This is a genomic window from Streptomyces sp. NPDC048171 (assembly GCF_043202655.1).
Classification (GTDB): Bacteria; Actinomycetota; Actinomycetes; order Streptomycetales; family Streptomycetaceae; genus Streptomyces.
In genome coordinates this window covers 410,107-425,208 of record NZ_JBIDAU010000008.1, presented here as the reverse complement: position 1 = coordinate 425,208, position 15,102 = coordinate 410,107, and the positions used below count along the sequence as shown (strand labels likewise).

At 73.1% G+C, this 15,102-nt stretch carries 13 protein-coding genes and 1 pseudogene; 7 read left to right on the top strand and 7 right to left on the bottom strand.

From position 1 onward, the window contains the following. Positions 1–14 precede the first annotated feature (14 nt). On the bottom strand, positions 15–827 hold the full coding sequence (locus ACGF3J_RS24470; protein WP_393854785.1) for a helix-turn-helix transcriptional regulator: 813 nt from the start codon (positions 825–827) through the stop codon (positions 15–17). A gap of 140 nt (positions 828–967) precedes the next feature. On the opposite strand from ACGF3J_RS24470, the gene ACGF3J_RS24465 reads away from it, so the two are divergent. The 3 genes from ACGF3J_RS24465 to ACGF3J_RS24455 all read left to right on the top strand — a co-directional run bounded on the left by ACGF3J_RS24465 (position 968) and on the right by ACGF3J_RS24455 (position 4,133). Then, the gene (locus ACGF3J_RS24465; RefSeq protein ID WP_393854784.1) at positions 968–2,035 is read left to right on the top strand and encodes an aldo/keto reductase; all 1,068 of its coding nucleotides are present in this window, start codon (positions 968–970) and stop codon (positions 2,033–2,035) included. A gap of 41 nt (positions 2,036–2,076) precedes the next feature. Next, the gene (locus ACGF3J_RS24460) at positions 2,077–3,012 is read left to right on the top strand and encodes a MerR family transcriptional regulator (RefSeq protein WP_393854783.1); all 936 of its coding nucleotides are present in this window, start codon (positions 2,077–2,079) and stop codon (positions 3,010–3,012) included. A gap of 188 nt (positions 3,013–3,200) precedes the next feature. After that, positions 3,201–4,133, top strand: coding sequence for an ion transporter (locus tag ACGF3J_RS24455; RefSeq protein WP_393854782.1), 933 nt, complete (start codon positions 3,201–3,203; stop codon positions 4,131–4,133). A 21-nt stretch (positions 4,134–4,154) separates the two neighbouring features. Here ACGF3J_RS24455 and ACGF3J_RS24450 read toward each other — a convergent pair whose 3' ends face one another. Next, a complete protein-coding gene (locus ACGF3J_RS24450; protein WP_202557910.1) occupies positions 4,155–4,304 on the bottom strand; it encodes a hypothetical protein in 150 nt (49 codons plus the stop codon). 362 nt (positions 4,305–4,666) lie between these two features. On the opposite strand from ACGF3J_RS24450, the gene ACGF3J_RS24445 reads away from it, so the two are divergent. Further along, positions 4,667–6,595, top strand: coding sequence for an NAD-binding lipoprotein (locus ACGF3J_RS24445; RefSeq protein WP_393854781.1), 1,929 nt, complete (start codon positions 4,667–4,669; stop codon positions 6,593–6,595). Between the two features lie 51 nt (positions 6,596–6,646). Here ACGF3J_RS24445 and ACGF3J_RS24440 read toward each other — a convergent pair whose 3' ends face one another. Together ACGF3J_RS24440 and ACGF3J_RS24435 are read right to left on the bottom strand one after the other, a co-directional pair. After that, complete coding sequence (locus tag ACGF3J_RS24440) at positions 6,647–6,949, bottom strand: hypothetical protein (protein WP_161328072.1); 303 nt, start codon at positions 6,947–6,949, stop codon at positions 6,647–6,649. A gap of 29 nt (positions 6,950–6,978) precedes the next feature. Further along, on the bottom strand, positions 6,979–7,158 hold the full coding sequence (locus ACGF3J_RS24435; protein WP_161328073.1) for a hypothetical protein: 180 nt from the start codon (positions 7,156–7,158) through the stop codon (positions 6,979–6,981). Between the two features lie 149 nt (positions 7,159–7,307). On the opposite strand from ACGF3J_RS24435, the gene ACGF3J_RS24430 reads away from it, so the two are divergent. Further along, positions 7,308–9,770, top strand: a complete 2,463-nt coding sequence (locus tag ACGF3J_RS24430; RefSeq protein WP_393854780.1) for an SCO7613 C-terminal domain-containing membrane protein — start codon at positions 7,308–7,310, stop codon at positions 9,768–9,770. A 28-nt stretch (positions 9,771–9,798) separates the two neighbouring features. Here ACGF3J_RS24430 and ACGF3J_RS24425 read toward each other — a convergent pair whose 3' ends face one another. From ACGF3J_RS24425 to ACGF3J_RS24415, 3 genes and pseudogenes are all read right to left on the bottom strand, one after another. Then, positions 9,799–10,350, bottom strand: coding sequence for a YciI family protein (locus ACGF3J_RS24425; RefSeq protein WP_161332446.1), 552 nt, complete (start codon positions 10,348–10,350; stop codon positions 9,799–9,801). 63 nt (positions 10,351–10,413) lie between these two features. After that, positions 10,414–12,123 (bottom strand): acyl-CoA dehydrogenase family protein, encoded by a 1,710-nt coding sequence (locus ACGF3J_RS24420; RefSeq protein ID WP_161332445.1) that lies wholly within the window; start codon positions 12,121–12,123, stop codon positions 10,414–10,416. A gap of 65 nt (positions 12,124–12,188) precedes the next feature. Further along, positions 12,189–12,754: pseudogene (locus ACGF3J_RS24415) on the bottom strand (PadR family transcriptional regulator). A 254-nt stretch (positions 12,755–13,008) separates the two neighbouring features. On the opposite strand from ACGF3J_RS24415, the gene ACGF3J_RS24410 reads away from it, so the two are divergent. Both ACGF3J_RS24410 and ACGF3J_RS24405 read left to right on the top strand, forming a co-directional pair. Beyond that, positions 13,009–13,911, top strand: coding sequence for a hypothetical protein (locus ACGF3J_RS24410; protein WP_393854779.1), 903 nt, complete (start codon positions 13,009–13,011; stop codon positions 13,909–13,911). An 84-nt stretch (positions 13,912–13,995) separates the two neighbouring features. Next, positions 13,996–15,060 carry a substrate-binding domain-containing protein gene (locus tag ACGF3J_RS24405; protein ID WP_393854778.1) on the top strand — a complete coding sequence of 355 codons (1,065 nt, stop codon included), beginning with the start codon at positions 13,996–13,998 and terminating at the stop codon, positions 15,058–15,060. The last annotated feature ends 42 nt before the right edge of the window (positions 15,061–15,102 follow it).

The window sequence follows — 15,102 nt, the reverse complement described above, 5'->3', positions numbered from 1 at the left end:
CCGGTGGCCGTGGGCTACCGCAACCGGTCCAGGGCCGACTGACTCGCGTCGTCGGCGGCCCGGCAGATCATCAGCCGCTGGTCCGTGTCCTGCAGTGGCATGAGCACTTCGAAGTGCAGGGCGATCTCACCGGCGTCCGGATGCCGCATCACCTTGTGTCCCCTGCCGTTCACCTTGACGTCGCCCTCGGCCCACAGGCGCGCGAACTCCTCGTCGTGGGTGATGAACTCGGTGATGAGGCCGGTCAGCGCCGCGTCCTCGGGGTGCGCGGCCCACGCGGCGCGCAGGTGGGCGATGCCCTCGCGCACGACGCGGTCACGGTCGACGTAGCACGCGCTGATCCGCGGATGCAGCAGGCACAGCCACATCGCGTTGCGGCGCGACGGCGGCAGGGTGCCGAAGTCCAGCAGCAGCCTCGCCATGGCACCGTTCCAGGCCAGGATGTCGTACCGGTGGTTCGTCAGCATGGCCGGCAGGGGCGACAGGTCCGCGACCAGCCGGGCCAGCTGTGGCGCCGCGGTGCTGGTGATTCCCACGGCGCCGCGGCGGCGCTGCCGGGTCAGGTCGAAGAGGTAGGCGCGTTCGTCGGGGGTCAGCCGCAGGGCCCGGGCCAGGGCCTCCACCACGTCCCCGGAGGGCCGCAGCCCGCGGGCCTGCTCGAGCCGCACGATGTAGTCGATGCTGACCCCGGCCAGTTCGGCGACCTCCTCGCGGCGCAGCCCCGGGGTCCGCCGGGACCGCCGGCGTGACGGCAGTCCGAAGTCCTGCGGGTCCAGGCGCTCGCGTCGGGTCCGCAGGAACGCGGCCAACTCCTGTGTCGTGTCCACGGTCCGGGGCGGCATGCAGGGTGCAACAGCGAGGGTGGGACCGGTGTTCCCAGGAAGGTTCTTCCCTTACCCCCTGCTCACGGCGGTCGCAGGCTTGCGCTCGACGACGAATCGCACGATCACGAGCACAGGAGGACACGATGTCCCTCACCCTCGACACCTACCGGCCGCTGGGCCGCTCCGGGCTGCGGGTCTCACCGATGGCCCTGGGTGCGGCGACCTTCGGCACCGAGTGGGGCTGGGGCGCCGGGCCGGACGAGTCGCGCAAGCTGTTCGACCTCTACGTCGAGCGCGGCGGCAACTTCATCGACACCGCCAACACCTACACGGACGGCAGCTCCGAGCGTCTGCTGGGCGAGTTCACCCGCGACAGCCGGGAGAGCCTGGTGCTGGCGACGAAGTACACGACGCTGCGTCGGCCCGGTGACCCGAATTCCGGGGGCGCCCACCGCAAGAGTCTCTTCGCGTCGGTGGAGTCCAGCCTGCGGCGGCTCGGCACGGACTACATCGACCTGCTCTACCTGCACGTGTGGGACTTCACGACTCCGGTCGAGGAAATCCTGCGCGGCATGGACGACCTGGTCCGCCAGGGCAAGGTCCTGCACGTGGCGATCTCCAACGCACCGGCCTGGCAGGTGTCGCGCATGCAGGCCATCGCCGACCTGCGCGGCTGGGCGCCGCTGGTCGCGCTGGAGATCGAGTACAGCCTGATCGAGCGGGCGGGCGAACGCGACCTGATCCCCATGGCCCGCGAGATGGGACTGGGTGTGGTCCCGTACTCGCCCCTCGGTGGCGGGGTGCTCACCGGGAAGTACAGCCGTGCCGACCTCACCGCACAGGACGGCGCGTCCGACGAGGGCAGCAGCCGCAAGAGCTTCAACCTCGCCCTGGGCACGGTCACCGAACGGAACCTCGCCATCGCGGACGTCGTCAAGGAGGTCGCCGCGGAACTGGGCCGCACACCCGCGCAGGTCGGGCTGGCCTGGACCCTGCGGAAGCCGGGAGTGACGGCACCGGTCGTCGGCGCCCGCACCCCCGAGCAGCTGGAGGGCAACCTGGGCGCGCTGGAGGTCGAGCTCACCGCCGCCCAGCTGGCCCGTCTCGACGAGGCCGGCCGGATCGAGCTGGGCTTCCCGCACGACATGCTCGCCAGTGACCACGTCCGCAGGGTGACCACGGGGGACCTGAGGATCGAAACCGGCCGCTGAGGCTTGACTCTCCAGTGGCTGGAGACCGGAGAGTGGGCGTCATGAACGGCGCGACGCTCCCGCACTCGATCGGTGACCTGTCCGTCCGTACCGGCGTTCCGGTACGGACGATCAGGTTCTACTCGGACACCGGACTGCTGCCCCCGGCTCATCGCACCCCGGCGGGCTACCGCCGGTACAGCGACGCGTCCGTGGGGCGGCTGCACCTGATCTGCGTCCTGCGGGACCTCGACGTCGATCTCCCGACCATCCGCCGCGTACTGGACGACGGCCTCTCCGTCGCGGAGGTCGCGGCGGCGCAAGGGGAAGCCACCGCGCTCCGGATCCGCACGCTGCGCCTGCGTCAGAGCATTCTGCGGCTCGTCGCCGAGCGTGGTTCCAGCCCTGAGGAGACCGTTCTCATGCACCGCCTCACCCACCTCACCGCCGAGGAACGCAAGCGCCTGGTCGCCGACTTCGTCGCCGGTCTCGCCCCCGGCACACCCCAGGCCGGCGGTGCGGCGGCGGTGCTGGGCACCGCGCTGCCCGTGCTGCCCGACGACCCGTCCGACGCCCAGCTGGCCGCATGGGTGGAGATCGCCGAGCTCATGGCCGACGACGGTTTCCGCACCCGCCTGGCGCACGGGGCGTTCGCCGCCGCCGACGAAGCGGCCCTGCCGCGAGTGGATTCCGGGGAGGCGGCCGGGCTGGTGTCCTTCACCAGGGAGGCCGTCGCCGCCGCGCGGGGTGCGGGCATCGAGCCGGACAGTGCAGCGGCGGTCCCCGTCGTCGACGCCGTCGTCGCGCGCTTCGCCGAGGCACTCGGCCGCCCGTCGGGGCCCGGGCTGCGGGAGTGGATGGCCCGGGAGTTCGAGGCGGGACACGACCCGCTCGTGGAGCGGTACTGGCGTCTTGTCTGGACGGTGAACGACTGGCAGGTCGTCGACGGACATCTGCCGTTCCAGCCCTGGATGATCCAGGCCCTCGGCCGGCCCTGACGAGCGGCGTGCGGGCCTGCGGGTGCGGGCCTTCGCCGAAGTGGATGAATCCCGTGGTCATTTGCTCCTCGCGCCGCAGCCTGAGGGCGTCTCACGCGTTAGGCGCGAGGGGGCAGCCGCTCCTGCCGCCCGGGCCGCAGCGCACGCTCCGTGGCGGGTGCCCGACTCAGTCCGCATCGGAGATCCTCATGACCACCGCCCCGGCTCCCGTCCGGGCCCGGCTCGCGGCCGCCTGCCGCGCCGTGACCGAGGCCCGCCTCTTCTCCCTGGCCGTCCTCGCCGTGATCCTGCTCAACGCCGCCCTGCTGGGCGCGGAGACCTACCACGGCTTCGCCGCCGACCACATGGGCCAGTTGCGCTGGGCCGAGCGCGGCTGTCTGGCCTTCTTCACCGTGGAGATGGTGCTGCGGGTGGCCGCGCACGCCGACCGGCCCAGGGAGTTCTGGCTTGACGGATGGAACGTGTTCGACCTGGTGGTCGTCGCCTCGGCCTACATCCCGCTGGTGCGGGAGAACGCCACCGTGCTTCGGCTGCTGCGCCTGGTACGGGTACTGCGCACGGCCAGGTTCCTGCCCCAGTTGCGGGTGCTGTTCCTGGCCGTGTCGCGCAGTCTGCCCGGCACGGTGAGCTTTCTCTTCGTCGGCGCCGTCATCCTCTACGTCTACGCGATGATCGGCTGGCTCTGCTTCGGCTCCAGCGATCCCGCCCACTACGGCTCTCTCGGCCGGGCGATGCTCACCCTGTTCCTGCTCATGACGCTGGAGGGCCTGCAGGACGCCGTGTACACCGGCCTGTCCATCTCCCGGCTGAGCATCCTCTACTACGGTTCCTACGTCATGCTCGCGTCCTTCGTCCTGGTCAACGTCCTCATCGGCGTCGTCCTCAACAGCCTCGACGAGGCGCGCGAACTGGACACGGCGGCACTGGACGACGCGCGGCGCTCCACCAGCGACGGTGACCCCGGAGCCCGGACCTCCGTGGTGAACCTTCCCGCGCCGGATCCCGCGGTTCTCGCCGAGCGCATCGCCGGCATGCGGCAGGCGCTCGACACCCTGGAGCAGTCCCTGACCGCGCAGCCACCCGCCGCCAACGGCCGGGACCGCGTCACCACCGCCGTCTGACCACGTATCGCGGCGTGCTCGTCAGCCCACTCTGAGCTGGTTGTTGTAGAGGCGTCTCAGATGCTTGGCCGCGGGACATTTCGCGCCGTCCGCCTCGCACTGACGGCAGCTCCGCAGGTGCCGTTCGTAGTCCTGGCGCGCCTGCTCGAGGCGGTCGTGCGGCGTGGTCATCGGGGTTCCTGTCGCTGGGGAGCTGAGACGCGGACCCAAGAATGATCTTGTTACTCGAAGTACAGCAAGCCGCCGCCCCACACTCTGCCCGCCCGGACCGGCCGCGGGTGCCATGGTCCGGACCAACGGCTTCCCCGGCGTTGCCCGTTGCGGCCGCGCCAGCGGGCGCGGGCATCCGGTCCCGGCCGTGCGGCGGCCTCCCGTAAGGGTGAATATCCCGCTGGCACGGTGTGTCGCGGGGTCGCTGCCAGCACTCTGCCGCTGACGGCGGACGCCGGGCGGGTTGGCAGGAGGTGGCTGTGGAGCGGCGGCAGCGAGCGGCTTCGTGCCGGGACCGGGCGCGTTACGCGTTCGACCGGACGTTGGCCCGGAGCACCGGGACCCTGCTCGGCTGGCTCGCCGTGTGCTGCCTGGCGGTCGTGGTGCCGGTCAGCACACTGCTGGTCTGGACGGATCCCCAGGCGCCGCGTTCGCTCTCCGAGCGGCTGGTCGCGGTGTGGCGCACGAGCGCCGAGACCCTGCGCCTGGGCGGGATCACCGGCGCACCGCTGCGGATGCTCCTGTCCGTGGTGCTCGGGCTGATCGCGCTGCTGTGTGTGTCGACCCTGGTCGGCGTCGTCACGACCGGGCTGGGTGACCGGCTGGAGGAGTTGCGGCGAGGGCGCTCCACGGTGCTCGAGCGCGGGCACGCGGTGGTACTCGGCTGGTCCGACCAGGTGTTCACGGTGGTCGGTGAGCTGGTCGCGGCCCAGTCCGCCCGGTCGCGAGGCGTCGTCGCCGTCCTCGCGGACCGCGATTCCACCGAGATGGCGGCCGCGCTGCACACCGCGCTCGGTGCGACGGGCGGCGTCCGGATCGTCTGCCGTTCCGGCTCACCGGCCGATCCCGACGCGCTCGCCCTGCTCACGCCGTCGGCGGCGGACTCCGTGCTGGTGATGCCGTCCGACGACGACAACGCCGACCTCGAGGTGATCCGGGTCCTGCTGGCGCTGCGGGCCCTGCTCGGCGAGGAGGAGGGGCCACCGGTGGTCGCCGCGGTGCGCCACGAGCGCCACCTGGCGGCCGCCCGGCTCGCCGCGGGCGCGCGGGGAACCGTGCTCGAGACGGAGGCCACGACCGCACGGCTGCTCGTGCAGGCCGCCCGCAACCCCGGGCTGGTGTCCACACTGCGGGACCTACTCGACCTGGCGGGGGCCGAGTTCCACGTGGTCGACGAACCGGAGGCCGCGGGACTGGAGTTCGGGGAGCTCGCTCTGCGGTACGCGAGGGCGTGCCCCGTCGGCTTCCTGCTGCCGGACGGACGTGCCCTGCTCACCCCGGCGGCGGAGACCCGGTGCGGCCCGGGTGACCGCCTGATCGTCGTCGCCCCGGACGAGCGGCCCGAACGCACGGCGGCCGGGCGGGCACACGTCGACGCCGGCGTGATGGCCCCGGCCGACGCGCCCCCCGGTCCGCCGGCACGCCTGCTGCTGCTGGGGTGGAACAGCCGGGCTCCGCTGATCACGGATCTGCTGAGCCGCACGGCACGCCCCGGTTCCGTCCTGGACATCATGACCGCCCCGCGGGCGGCGCCGACGGCATCCCGCCTCGTGCATCGCGTGAGCGGCGGACGGCTCACCGTCACCCACCGCACCGGTGAGTTGGACCTGCCGGAGCGGGCGGAGGGGCTCGACCTCTTCGGCTACGACTGTGTGATCGTCCTGGGACCCGACGAGGGGACCGTCGCCTTCGGGCCTGACGACCAGACCCTGCTGACGCTGCTGACCCTGCGGTCGTACGAGGAGTCGGCGGGACGGCCACTGCCCGTGGTCGCCGAGCTGAGTGACCACCGCAGCCGCGCGCTGGCCCCCCTCGGCCCGCGGTCGGCCGCCGTGGTGCGCGCGGAACTCACTGCCCTGGTCATGACGCGGATCTCCCACGCCCCGGCCATGACCTCTCTGTTCGAGGAGCTGTTCGCCTCCAGGGGCGGCGCGCTGGCCCTGCACCCCGCCTCCCGCTATGTGCCGGCGGGGCGGGAGGCCTCCTTCGCCACGGTGGTGGCCGCCGCGCTCGGGCGCGGAGAGTGCGCGATCGGGTACCGCCCGCACGCGTCGGGCCGCCCCGGCGACGTCCGGCTGGCGCCCCTCAAGTCGGAGCGACGAGTCTGGAGTGACGCCGACGAGGTCCTGGTCGTGGCTCCGCCCGACGACGAGCGCCCCTCCCCCGACGAGCACCGGACCCTGCCGGGCATGCGCGAGGCGGAGCGGATCGAGACGGACGACGGTTCGGCGTCCGGCCCGCCGCACGGCTGACGCCGACGGCAGGACGGACGCCCGTCGTCGCGGCGTACGAGCGCCGTCGTCTCAGGTGCCGGCGTGGTGCGCCACGACCGCCGGGCGCGGTGCCGCGTGGTGTGCGGGCTTGGCCGGACGCGCCTTCTCCAGGCGGCGGGTCCACAGCGAGGTCATGAGCAGCAGGGCCGCGAAGACCGACAGGAGGAGCACGGACACCCACATCTGCCGACTGCCGGGCGATTCCCACCCCGTCCAGGCGGTAGAGACCGCCCACAGGGCGAGACCGACCGCGTAGGAGGCCCGGGTGCGGCGGAGCTGGCGCAGCCGGCGCACGACCGACTGGGGTGCGGGGGAATCAGTGCTCGTTGCCATGCGGCACCGTGTACCCGGCACCGGGCAGGCTATGGGCGACGGTCCTCGAAGTCTCGCCGGACGGCCGCGCCCTGGTCCTCCGTCAGCCCCTTGCCGTCGGGTGTCTCCAGGACGGATCCGCAGCGCTCGCACAGTGTGCCGTCCCCGGCGGGCGTGCCACAGGCCTTGCAGAAGCGGCTGCGGCTCTGTCCTTCGGGTGTCTGCGGCATGGTCTCTCCTCCGGCTCGTGAAACTGTGTCGGTTGCCGAGTGCCCAGGAGAGCGCCGGCGATGCGGGGGTCCGGAGCGGCCGGTACCTGAGTACGGACTGAGTATCCGAGCTCATGTCCGGCCACGTGGCGGCGGCCACACTCCGGGGCATGACGAACCTTCCGCCCCCGGCCGAGGAACTGCGGTTCCTCGATGCCGAGCTGCGGCAGCTCGACGCCCGCCGTGTCGTCCTGCTGCGCCGCCGTGAGTGGCTGATCCACACCCTGCGGACGTCCGCCGCCCCACCGGTGTGGCGGGCCGCCGCTCCGGGTCCCGTCCCGGCGCCCGGGCCGGACGCCACGGCTCCCGGTGTGCAGAACGTGCTGCTGGTCCTCGGCGGGGTCCTGCTGACGATCGCCGCGATCGCGTTCACCTTGGTCAGCTGGGGCCACATGGGCATCACGGGGCGGGGTCTGGTGCTCGGCGCGCTGACCGTCGGCGCTCTGGGCGCTCCCCCGGCCCTGCTGTGGCGCGGGCTGAGGTCGACCGCGGAGGCAGTGGCGGGTCTGGGGCTGGCGCTGACGGTGCTGGACGCGTACGCGCTGCACGAGGTGGCGTTCACCGGGACGGACGGGCTCGGGTACACGGCCGCTGCCTCCGCCGTGCTGGCCGCGGTGTGGGCCGCGTACGGCGTGGGAACGGGTGGACTTGCCCCGGAGGGCGCCGCCCGCGCGGCGGCGGAGAACGGCGCGCCGGTTCCGGGCGTTCGCCTCACGCTCCGGGTGCCGCTCCCCCTCGCGGTGGGGACGGCGCACCTGCCGCTGCTGCTGTGGGCGGTCGCGGCCGGTGCGGGTGCGCACACGCTCACGGCCGTGCTGCTGGTGACGGCCTCGGGCGGCACCGCGCTCGCGCTGCGCACGGCGCTCGTGCCGGTGCGGTACGTCGCGGTGGTCGGGGCGCTCGGAACGGGCGCCGTCGGTGTCCTGGCCGCCGGACTGCTCTGCTGGAGCGCGTCCGACCCGGGTGCGGCCGCGCGGGCAGCGGTGCTCCTCGTCTTCGCCGCGGCGATCGCGCTGACCGCGGGGAGGTTCGCGCCGAAGCCGGACGTCTCGCTGGTCTCGGCCCTGGCCGCGGGGCTGTGCCTGGTGGCGGGGGCGGGCGGGGTGCTGCGGGTGTCGGTGCCCGGCGAGTGGATGGTGCCCGGGTGCCTGGCCTTCGGCCTGGCCCTCTTGGCGGTACTGCGCACTCCGCTGCCCCGCCCGCTGCGCCAGGGGCTGGTGTGGGCATCGGTCACGGTCCAGGCGTGGGCCGCGCTGTCGACGGTCCCGCTGGTCGCCGGGACCCTGCTCGGTCCGGTCGCCCGGGTGGAGCGTCCCTGGTCCGGGGCGCCCGGGGACGTGCGGGACGCCGTCTTCACGCACGTGCCGTGGCCCCCGTACGCGAGCACCGGACCCATCGTGCTCGGTGCGCTGGCCGCCGTACTGCTGGTGGCCGAGCGGCGGGGGATCCGGCGTCCGGCGACCGCGGTGGGCGGGCTCGTCCTGGGTTGGGCGGCGCTGTTCGTGCTGCCGGTGGTGCTCGAACTCCCCTACACGGCCGGTCTGGTGGCGGAGGGGACGCTGGTCCTGGCCGCCCTCGGATGTGCCGCGTGGGCGCGGCGTCCCGCCGCCGACGCGTCACCGCTCCCCCTCGCGGCGCTCCTCGCCGCCCTGGTCACCTCCGCACACCTCGCACTCCTCTCGCTGGCCTCCGAGCAGGCGACGATCGGTGTGCTCCTGGCGCTGACGGTCGCGCTCGGTGCGGCCGGCCTGCGTCCGGGAGCCGGCCCGTTCACCGTGCCCGCCGCCCTCGGATACGCCACGGCGCTGGCGTGCGCGGTCGGTGCCTCCGCCGGCTGGCAGGGGCACCACACCGCGCTGCTGGTCCTGGTCGTGCCCGCCGCGGCAGCCCTGATCGCGGCCCGGCTCGGGGGCGCCTCGGCGACGACCGTCCCGGTCGAGGCGGCGGGTCTGGCGGCCGGGGTGGTCGCCCTCGCGCTCGCCGTGACGGAACCGCCGTTGCTGGCGCTGGTGCTGGCCCTCGCCGGGGTGATCGCCGCGGGCACCGCGCTGCGTCCCGACCGCCGCCCCGCCGGACACGCCGCAGCCGTGCTGTTCCTGCTGGCGACATGGGTCAGGCTGGTCGCCTGGGAGGTGACCGCGCCGGAGGCCTACACCCTGCCGGTGACCGTGCCCGTGCTCGTCGTGGGCTTCCTCCGCCGGCGCCGCGAACCGGAGGTCTCCTCGTGGACGGCGTACGGTGCCGGGCTGGCCGTCACGCTGGTGCCGAGCCTGCTCGCGGTCTGGGGCGACCAGCACTGGACGCGCCCCCTGCTGCTCGGGGCCGCCGCGCTGACGGTGACCCTGGTGGGCGCCCGGCACCGGCTCAAGGCGCCGCTGCTGCTCGGCGGAAGCGCGCTCGCGCTGGTGGCGCTGCACGAACTCGCCCCGTACATCGCCCAGGCGGTCGGCGCGCTGCCCCGCTGGGTGCCTCCGGCCCTCGCCGGTGTGGTGCTGCTCGTGCTGGGCGCCACCTACGAGCAGCGGCTGCGCGACGCGCGCAGGGTGCGGGAGGCGCTCGGCCGGCTGCACTAGGACGTGGCCGGCCGGGCGCCTGCCGAGGTCAGGACGGCCGTCCGCCGAACTGCCAGTGGTGCACCTCGACCCCGGCGTAGCGGTCGGGGGTGAGGCAGGTCCGGGCCGTGTCCGGGTCCGGGGCACGTACCAGCGCGGCCGTGCCCAGCCAGGTGGCGCCGTCGTCGGAGAGCAGGGGGCCGTAGGCGATCAGCTCGTCCCGGTCGGGCGGCACGGCGAGGTCGGCCCCCGGGCCGGCGCCGAGGCCGAGCACGAGGTACCGGTCCCCGTCCGTCGGGCCGCCGGGGAAGTCCCACATGGTGCGGCCGAGCAGGTTGCGCCACCGGCGCAGCAGCACGTCCCGGTACACGCCCGCCTGGTACCCGGGCTCGTCGAAGGCGAAGGCGCGGGCCGCGGCGGGGTCCGGCAGGTCGAGGATGTGCACACTGCCGGTGGGATCGCCGTCGGCGTCCGAGAGGGTCGGGCCGCGGGCGATCATCTCCTTCGCGTAGCCGTCCATGTAGGACCAGTGCCGCTCCAGCAGTTCCTCGCGCAGCGGCAGGGAGCCGGGCCGGTCACGGTGGTAGCAGAAGAACTCCATGCGCCCAGTCTTCATCACCGGCGCACGCCGCTTCCGGTGGCCCGGCCCCCTCGCGTGCGTGCGTCAGGCGTAGGCGCCGGACAGCGCCTCCACCCGCTCCCAGACGCGGGCCGAGCGGGCCTCGTCCACGTCCGGGCGGCGGACGGCCCCGAGGGCCCAGTCCTGCTGCTCCCGCGTGGCGGAGTCCTTGCCGTGGAGCTCCACGGCGTGGCCCGAGAAGTCGCGCACGAGCACGGCGAACAGCTCGTCGAGGACGTCCTCGTCGAGGCCGGCCGACTCCGCCTGCTCCAGGATGAGCTGGCCGTGCACCACCAGGGCGAACAACTGGCCGACCGCGAGCAGCAGGTCCAGGTCGCGGCTCTGCCGCTCGTCGGGAGCGGCGGTCGTCACGAACGTGCACAGCGCGTCGGCCTGTTCGCGGAACCGGGCCACGTTGGGCACGGCGGCGTACGCGTCGAACGCCGTGCGCCAGTCGTGGAACCGGATGGAGCCGAGCCCACGGGCCGGGCCCTGGCGGAAGAGGAAGGTGTCGTCGGCCGCGTCGAGGCGGGCCGGCACCCGCGGACGGTCGACCGGGTCGAGCAGGTGGTTGCGCATGAACTTGAGGATCAGCGCGAGGTTGACGTGCACCGTTCCCTCCAGCTTCGGCAGACCCCGGATCTCGACCGCGGCCTGGGCGAAGTAGGTGTCCTTCTCGAAGCCCTTGGCGGCGATGACGTCCCACATCAGGTCGATGACCTTCTCGCCCTCGGTGGTGACCTTCATCTTGGTCATCGGGTTGAAGAGGAGGTAGCGGCGGTCGTCCGGGCCGGCCGTGCGAAAGTAGTCGACGGCGCGGTCGCTGAACAGCTTCATGCCGACGAGGCGCACGTAGGCGTCGATCAGTTCGCGCCGCACGTGCGGGAACGCGGTGACCGGGCGGCCGTACAGGATGCGGTTGTGGGCGTGGGTGACGGCCTCGTACATGGCGTGTTCGCAGATGCCGATCGAGGCCGTGCACAGGTTGAACTTGCCGACGTTGACGGTGTTGAGGGCGGCGTCGAAGGCGGCCCGCCCGGTGTGCAGGACGTCCTCGGGGCCGACGGGGTAGTCGTCGAGCCGGAACTCGCTGACGTACTTGGAGGAGTCGACGACGTTCTTGACCAGGTGGTAGGCGGGGTGGCGGCTGTCGGCGGCGAAGAAGACGTAGCCGTCCGGGCCCTCGACGTCCGTGCGGCGGCCGAACACCGAGACGAGTCCGGCGGCGTTGCCGTTGCCGATGTAGTACTTGGAGCCGGTCGCCCGGAAGCCTCCCCTGCCGTCGGGTTCCAGCAGCATGTCCGTGGAGTAGATGTCGGCGCCGTGGCTCTTCTCGGAGAGGCCGAAGGCGAACACCTCACCCTGGGCGAGGAGTTCGGCCGCGCGGGCGCGGGCGGCGGCGTTGTCGCTCTGCCAGACCGGGCCGAGGCCGAGGATGGTGACCTGCCAGGCGTACCAGTAGTCGAGGCCGTAGAAGCCGAAGATCTCGTTGAGGGCGGCGATCCGGGCGGTGTCCCAGCGCTGGTCCGGCCGGTCGCCGTCCGCAGCGGGGGTGAGGAAGGTGGCGAACAGTCCCTCCTTCGCGGCGAAGGCGAGGAAGTCCTCCAGCCAGACGCGCGAGCGATAGTCCTCGATCAGCCTGCGCTTGCCGCGCGCCTCGAACCAGTCGACCGTGGCGCGCAGCAGCCTGCGCGTCTCCGGGTCGAAGTGTGCCGGGTCGTAGGTGCGCGGGTTGAACAGGAACTGGTCGGCCATGAGGGGTGCCTTCCGGAGCGGGTCGGGCGTGCGGACGTGGTCGTGGTGTGGCGGGCGCCGGGTGTTCAGGCGCGGGGCTTCGTGGCGCGGAGCCGGTGGAGGGTGTCGAGGACGTCGTCGAGCCAGGCGATGGTCATGCGCTCGTAGGCGATGCCGCGCGCAGGACGACGTGCTGGAGTTCCTGGCCGATGTCCAGGGGGTCGGGTGCTTCGGGACCGGTGAAGTCCCGCTGCTCCCCGGTGAGGTAGCGCCGGAGCCGGTCGTCGTGGGCCTTCCGGTGGCGCTCGACCTCGGAGAGCAGCGCCGTCGGGTCGTCGAAGGCCGCTCCCCTGATCTTCACGGCCAGTTCGTGGCGTACGCTCTCCGGTTCGATCGGCTCGTGCAGCCATGCCGAGAGCGCCGCACGGCCGGGGGCCGCCACGGAGTACTCCTTCTTGTCCGGCCGCCCCCGCTGCGGGACGTCGCGGACGTGCAGGAGGCCGCCACCCTCCATGCGTCCGAGGACGCGGTAGATCTGCTGGTGGGTGGCGGTCCAGAAGTACCCGATGGACCGTTCGAACCGGCGCGCGAGTTCGTAACCCGAGCCCGGCTTCTCCAGCAGCGAGACGAGGATCGCGTGTTCGAGCGCCATGCCCCGATCCTTCTATGCAACTTGTTGCATAGACAAGGCGGCAGGTCCGGATGAGACGCGCCTCACCCCGGGGCGCCCGTGCCGGACCGCTGGACCAGACGCATCGACCGCCGGACTGCCACGGAGGCCGCCGGCCCGTCCCACGCGCAAAACAACGCAGCAATAGGCGTGTTGAGCCTCATCACGGGCATTCGGCTCGAAAGCCGGACGCCGGGTGATGGCGGCCGAGAGCCGTTGAGGAGAAGGGGATTCACATGCGCAGCAGGGGGATGAAGGCCGGCGCGATCGGCACCGCCGCCGTCATGGCGAGCGTGGTGCTGGCGGGATGCGGGGGCGACAGCGACCCGCAGGCCGAGGACACGGGCAAGGACAAGGGCGCGTCGGCCAGCGCGAGTTCGAGTGCGAGCGACGGCGGCTCCGGCGAGGGCGGCCAGGGGCAGGACACGAAGGCGGTCCGGGCGGCCTACGACAAGACGGCCGAGGCCGGGTCCGCGCGCATGACGATCGACATGAAGCTCACGGCCGGCGAGCAGCGGATCGCGACCGACGGCGAGGGCACGCTCGACCTCGCCGAGGGCAACAGCGTGATGACCGTCACCGCCCAGAACAAGAAGATCGAGCAGCGCGTCGTCGACCAGGTCCTGTACCAGAAGGTGCCCGGGCAGAACGCGGGCGGCAAACCCTGGATCAAGATCGACCTCAAGAAGGTCGCCCAGCAGCAGGGCCTGGGCAGTCAGCAGCTCGGCGACCCGGCCCAGACCGCCGCCTACGCCAAGGCGATTACCGACAAGGACGTCGAGAAGGTCGGTACCGAGAAGATCGACGGCGCCGAGACCACCCACTACCGGGTGTCGGTCGACGTGGCCGAGCTGCCCGGCGGCGAACTGATGCGCCAGCAGCTCGGCCCGACGCTGCCGATGCAGGTCTGGCTCGACGACGACGGCCGGCTGCGGCGCCAGCAGATCGACATGACCGTCAAGGCACCGGCCTCCGCCTCCGCGAAGCCCGACAGCGGCTCGTCGCCCAAGGAACTCAAGATGAGCACGGTCATGAACTTCTCGGACTTCGGCACCGAGGTCGACACCGAGGCGCCCCCCGCCGCCGAGGTGACCGACATGACCGGCAAGGCCCTCGAGGGCGCCGCGCAGCAGGGCTGAGCGCGGCCGAACTCCCGGTGAGCGGCGCCGTCGGGGAAGATGGACGGGTACGCCCTTCCCCGCCAGCGAGGAGAGTCCGCGCGGATGACCGCTTCCGCCTCCGGCCCGAGACAGCCCACCATCGCCGACGTCGCCCGCGTCGCGGGGGTCTCCCGGACCACCGTGTCCCACGCCCTCAACGGGCTGGGGAAGGTCGACCCCCGCACCCGGGAACGCGTCAGGCAGGCGGCCGCGGAGCTGGGATACCGGCCCAACCTCCGGGCCCAGAGGCTGCGCCGCGGAGAGGCGAAGGCGATCGCGCTGGCGTCCTCGATGCCGTTCGCCGTGGCGGGCGGCCCGTCCCGGCTCGGCTTCTACATGGAGGTCGCTGCGGCGGCCGCGGAGAGTGCCCTCACGCACGGCTTCGCGCTCGTGCTCGTACCGCCCGTCCAGTCGGGGTCGGCGCTGTACTCCGTGGACATCGACGGGGCCATCGTTGTCGAGCCGGACACCGCGGACGCCGCCGCGGCGCAGTTGCGCGAGCGCGGGCTGCCGTACGTGGCGCTCGGCAGGCCCATGGCGCCGGACGAGGGCGTCCCGTACGTCGATCTGCGCGGTGCGCGGGTGACCGAGCTGCTGCTGCGGCACCTGCACGACCAGGGTGCTACCCGGCCGGCGCTGATGGTGGGCTCGGGCTCCCGGCACTCGTCCGTGGACGCGGTCGCCGCCTACGAGCACATGGCGCGCGAGTGGGGCTGGCCCCCGGTCGTGGCGCGGATCGCCGAGTCGGGTGGCGAGCAGGCGGGCTACGAGGCCTGCGCCACGCTCCTCGCCGAACACCCCGGCACCGACGCGGTGTGCGCGATGGTCGACGCCTTCGCCGTGGGCGCGGTCCGGGCCGTCAGGGACAGCGGGCGGTCCGTTCCGGACGACGTCATGGTGGCCACCCGCTACGACGGCCTGCGCGCCCGCACCTGCGAACCGCCCCTGACGGCGGTCGACCTGCACCTGGAGCAGGCGGCGTCGGCCGCCGTCGAGCTGCTGCTGCGGAGGCTTCGCGGGGACACCACCACCCCGACGGTGGCCGTGTCCCCGGAGCCGGCGGTGATCGCCCGTGCCTCGTCGGTACGGGACCGGGGCGGTGACCGGGACCGGGACCGGAAGGAGTGACACCCTCCATCCCCCTCCGTCCCCTACCTCACCCCGGCGTCC

Bases quoted from the DNA above. Each gene is read 5' to 3' on its own strand.
- ACGF3J_RS24405 (WP_393854778.1), top strand. From the start codon at position 13,996: ATGACCGCTTCCGCCTCCGGCCCGAGACAGCCCACCATCGCCGACGTC.
- ACGF3J_RS24435 (WP_161328073.1), bottom strand. From the start codon at position 7,158: ATGCCGCAGACACCCGAAGGACAGAGCCGCAGCCGCTTCTGCAAGGCC.
- ACGF3J_RS24465 (WP_393854784.1), top strand. From the start codon at position 968: ATGTCCCTCACCCTCGACACCTACCGGCCGCTGGGCCGCTCCGGGCTG.
- ACGF3J_RS24460 (WP_393854783.1), top strand. From the start codon at position 2,077: ATGAACGGCGCGACGCTCCCGCACTCGATCGGTGACCTGTCCGTCCGT.
- ACGF3J_RS24430 (WP_393854780.1), top strand. From the start codon at position 7,308: ATGACGAACCTTCCGCCCCCGGCCGAGGAACTGCGGTTCCTCGATGCC.
- ACGF3J_RS24410 (WP_393854779.1), top strand. From the start codon at position 13,009: ATGCGCAGCAGGGGGATGAAGGCCGGCGCGATCGGCACCGCCGCCGTC.
- ACGF3J_RS24450 (WP_202557910.1), bottom strand. From the start codon at position 4,304: ATGACCACGCCGCACGACCGCCTCGAGCAGGCGCGCCAGGACTACGAA.
- ACGF3J_RS24440 (WP_161328072.1), bottom strand. From the start codon at position 6,949: ATGGCAACGAGCACTGATTCCCCCGCACCCCAGTCGGTCGTGCGCCGG.
- ACGF3J_RS24425 (WP_161332446.1), bottom strand. From the start codon at position 10,350: ATGGAGTTCTTCTGCTACCACCGTGACCGGCCCGGCTCCCTGCCGCTG.
- ACGF3J_RS24455 (WP_393854782.1), top strand. From the start codon at position 3,201: ATGACCACCGCCCCGGCTCCCGTCCGGGCCCGGCTCGCGGCCGCCTGC.
- ACGF3J_RS24420 (WP_161332445.1), bottom strand. From the start codon at position 12,123: ATGGCCGACCAGTTCCTGTTCAACCCGCGCACCTACGACCCGGCACAC.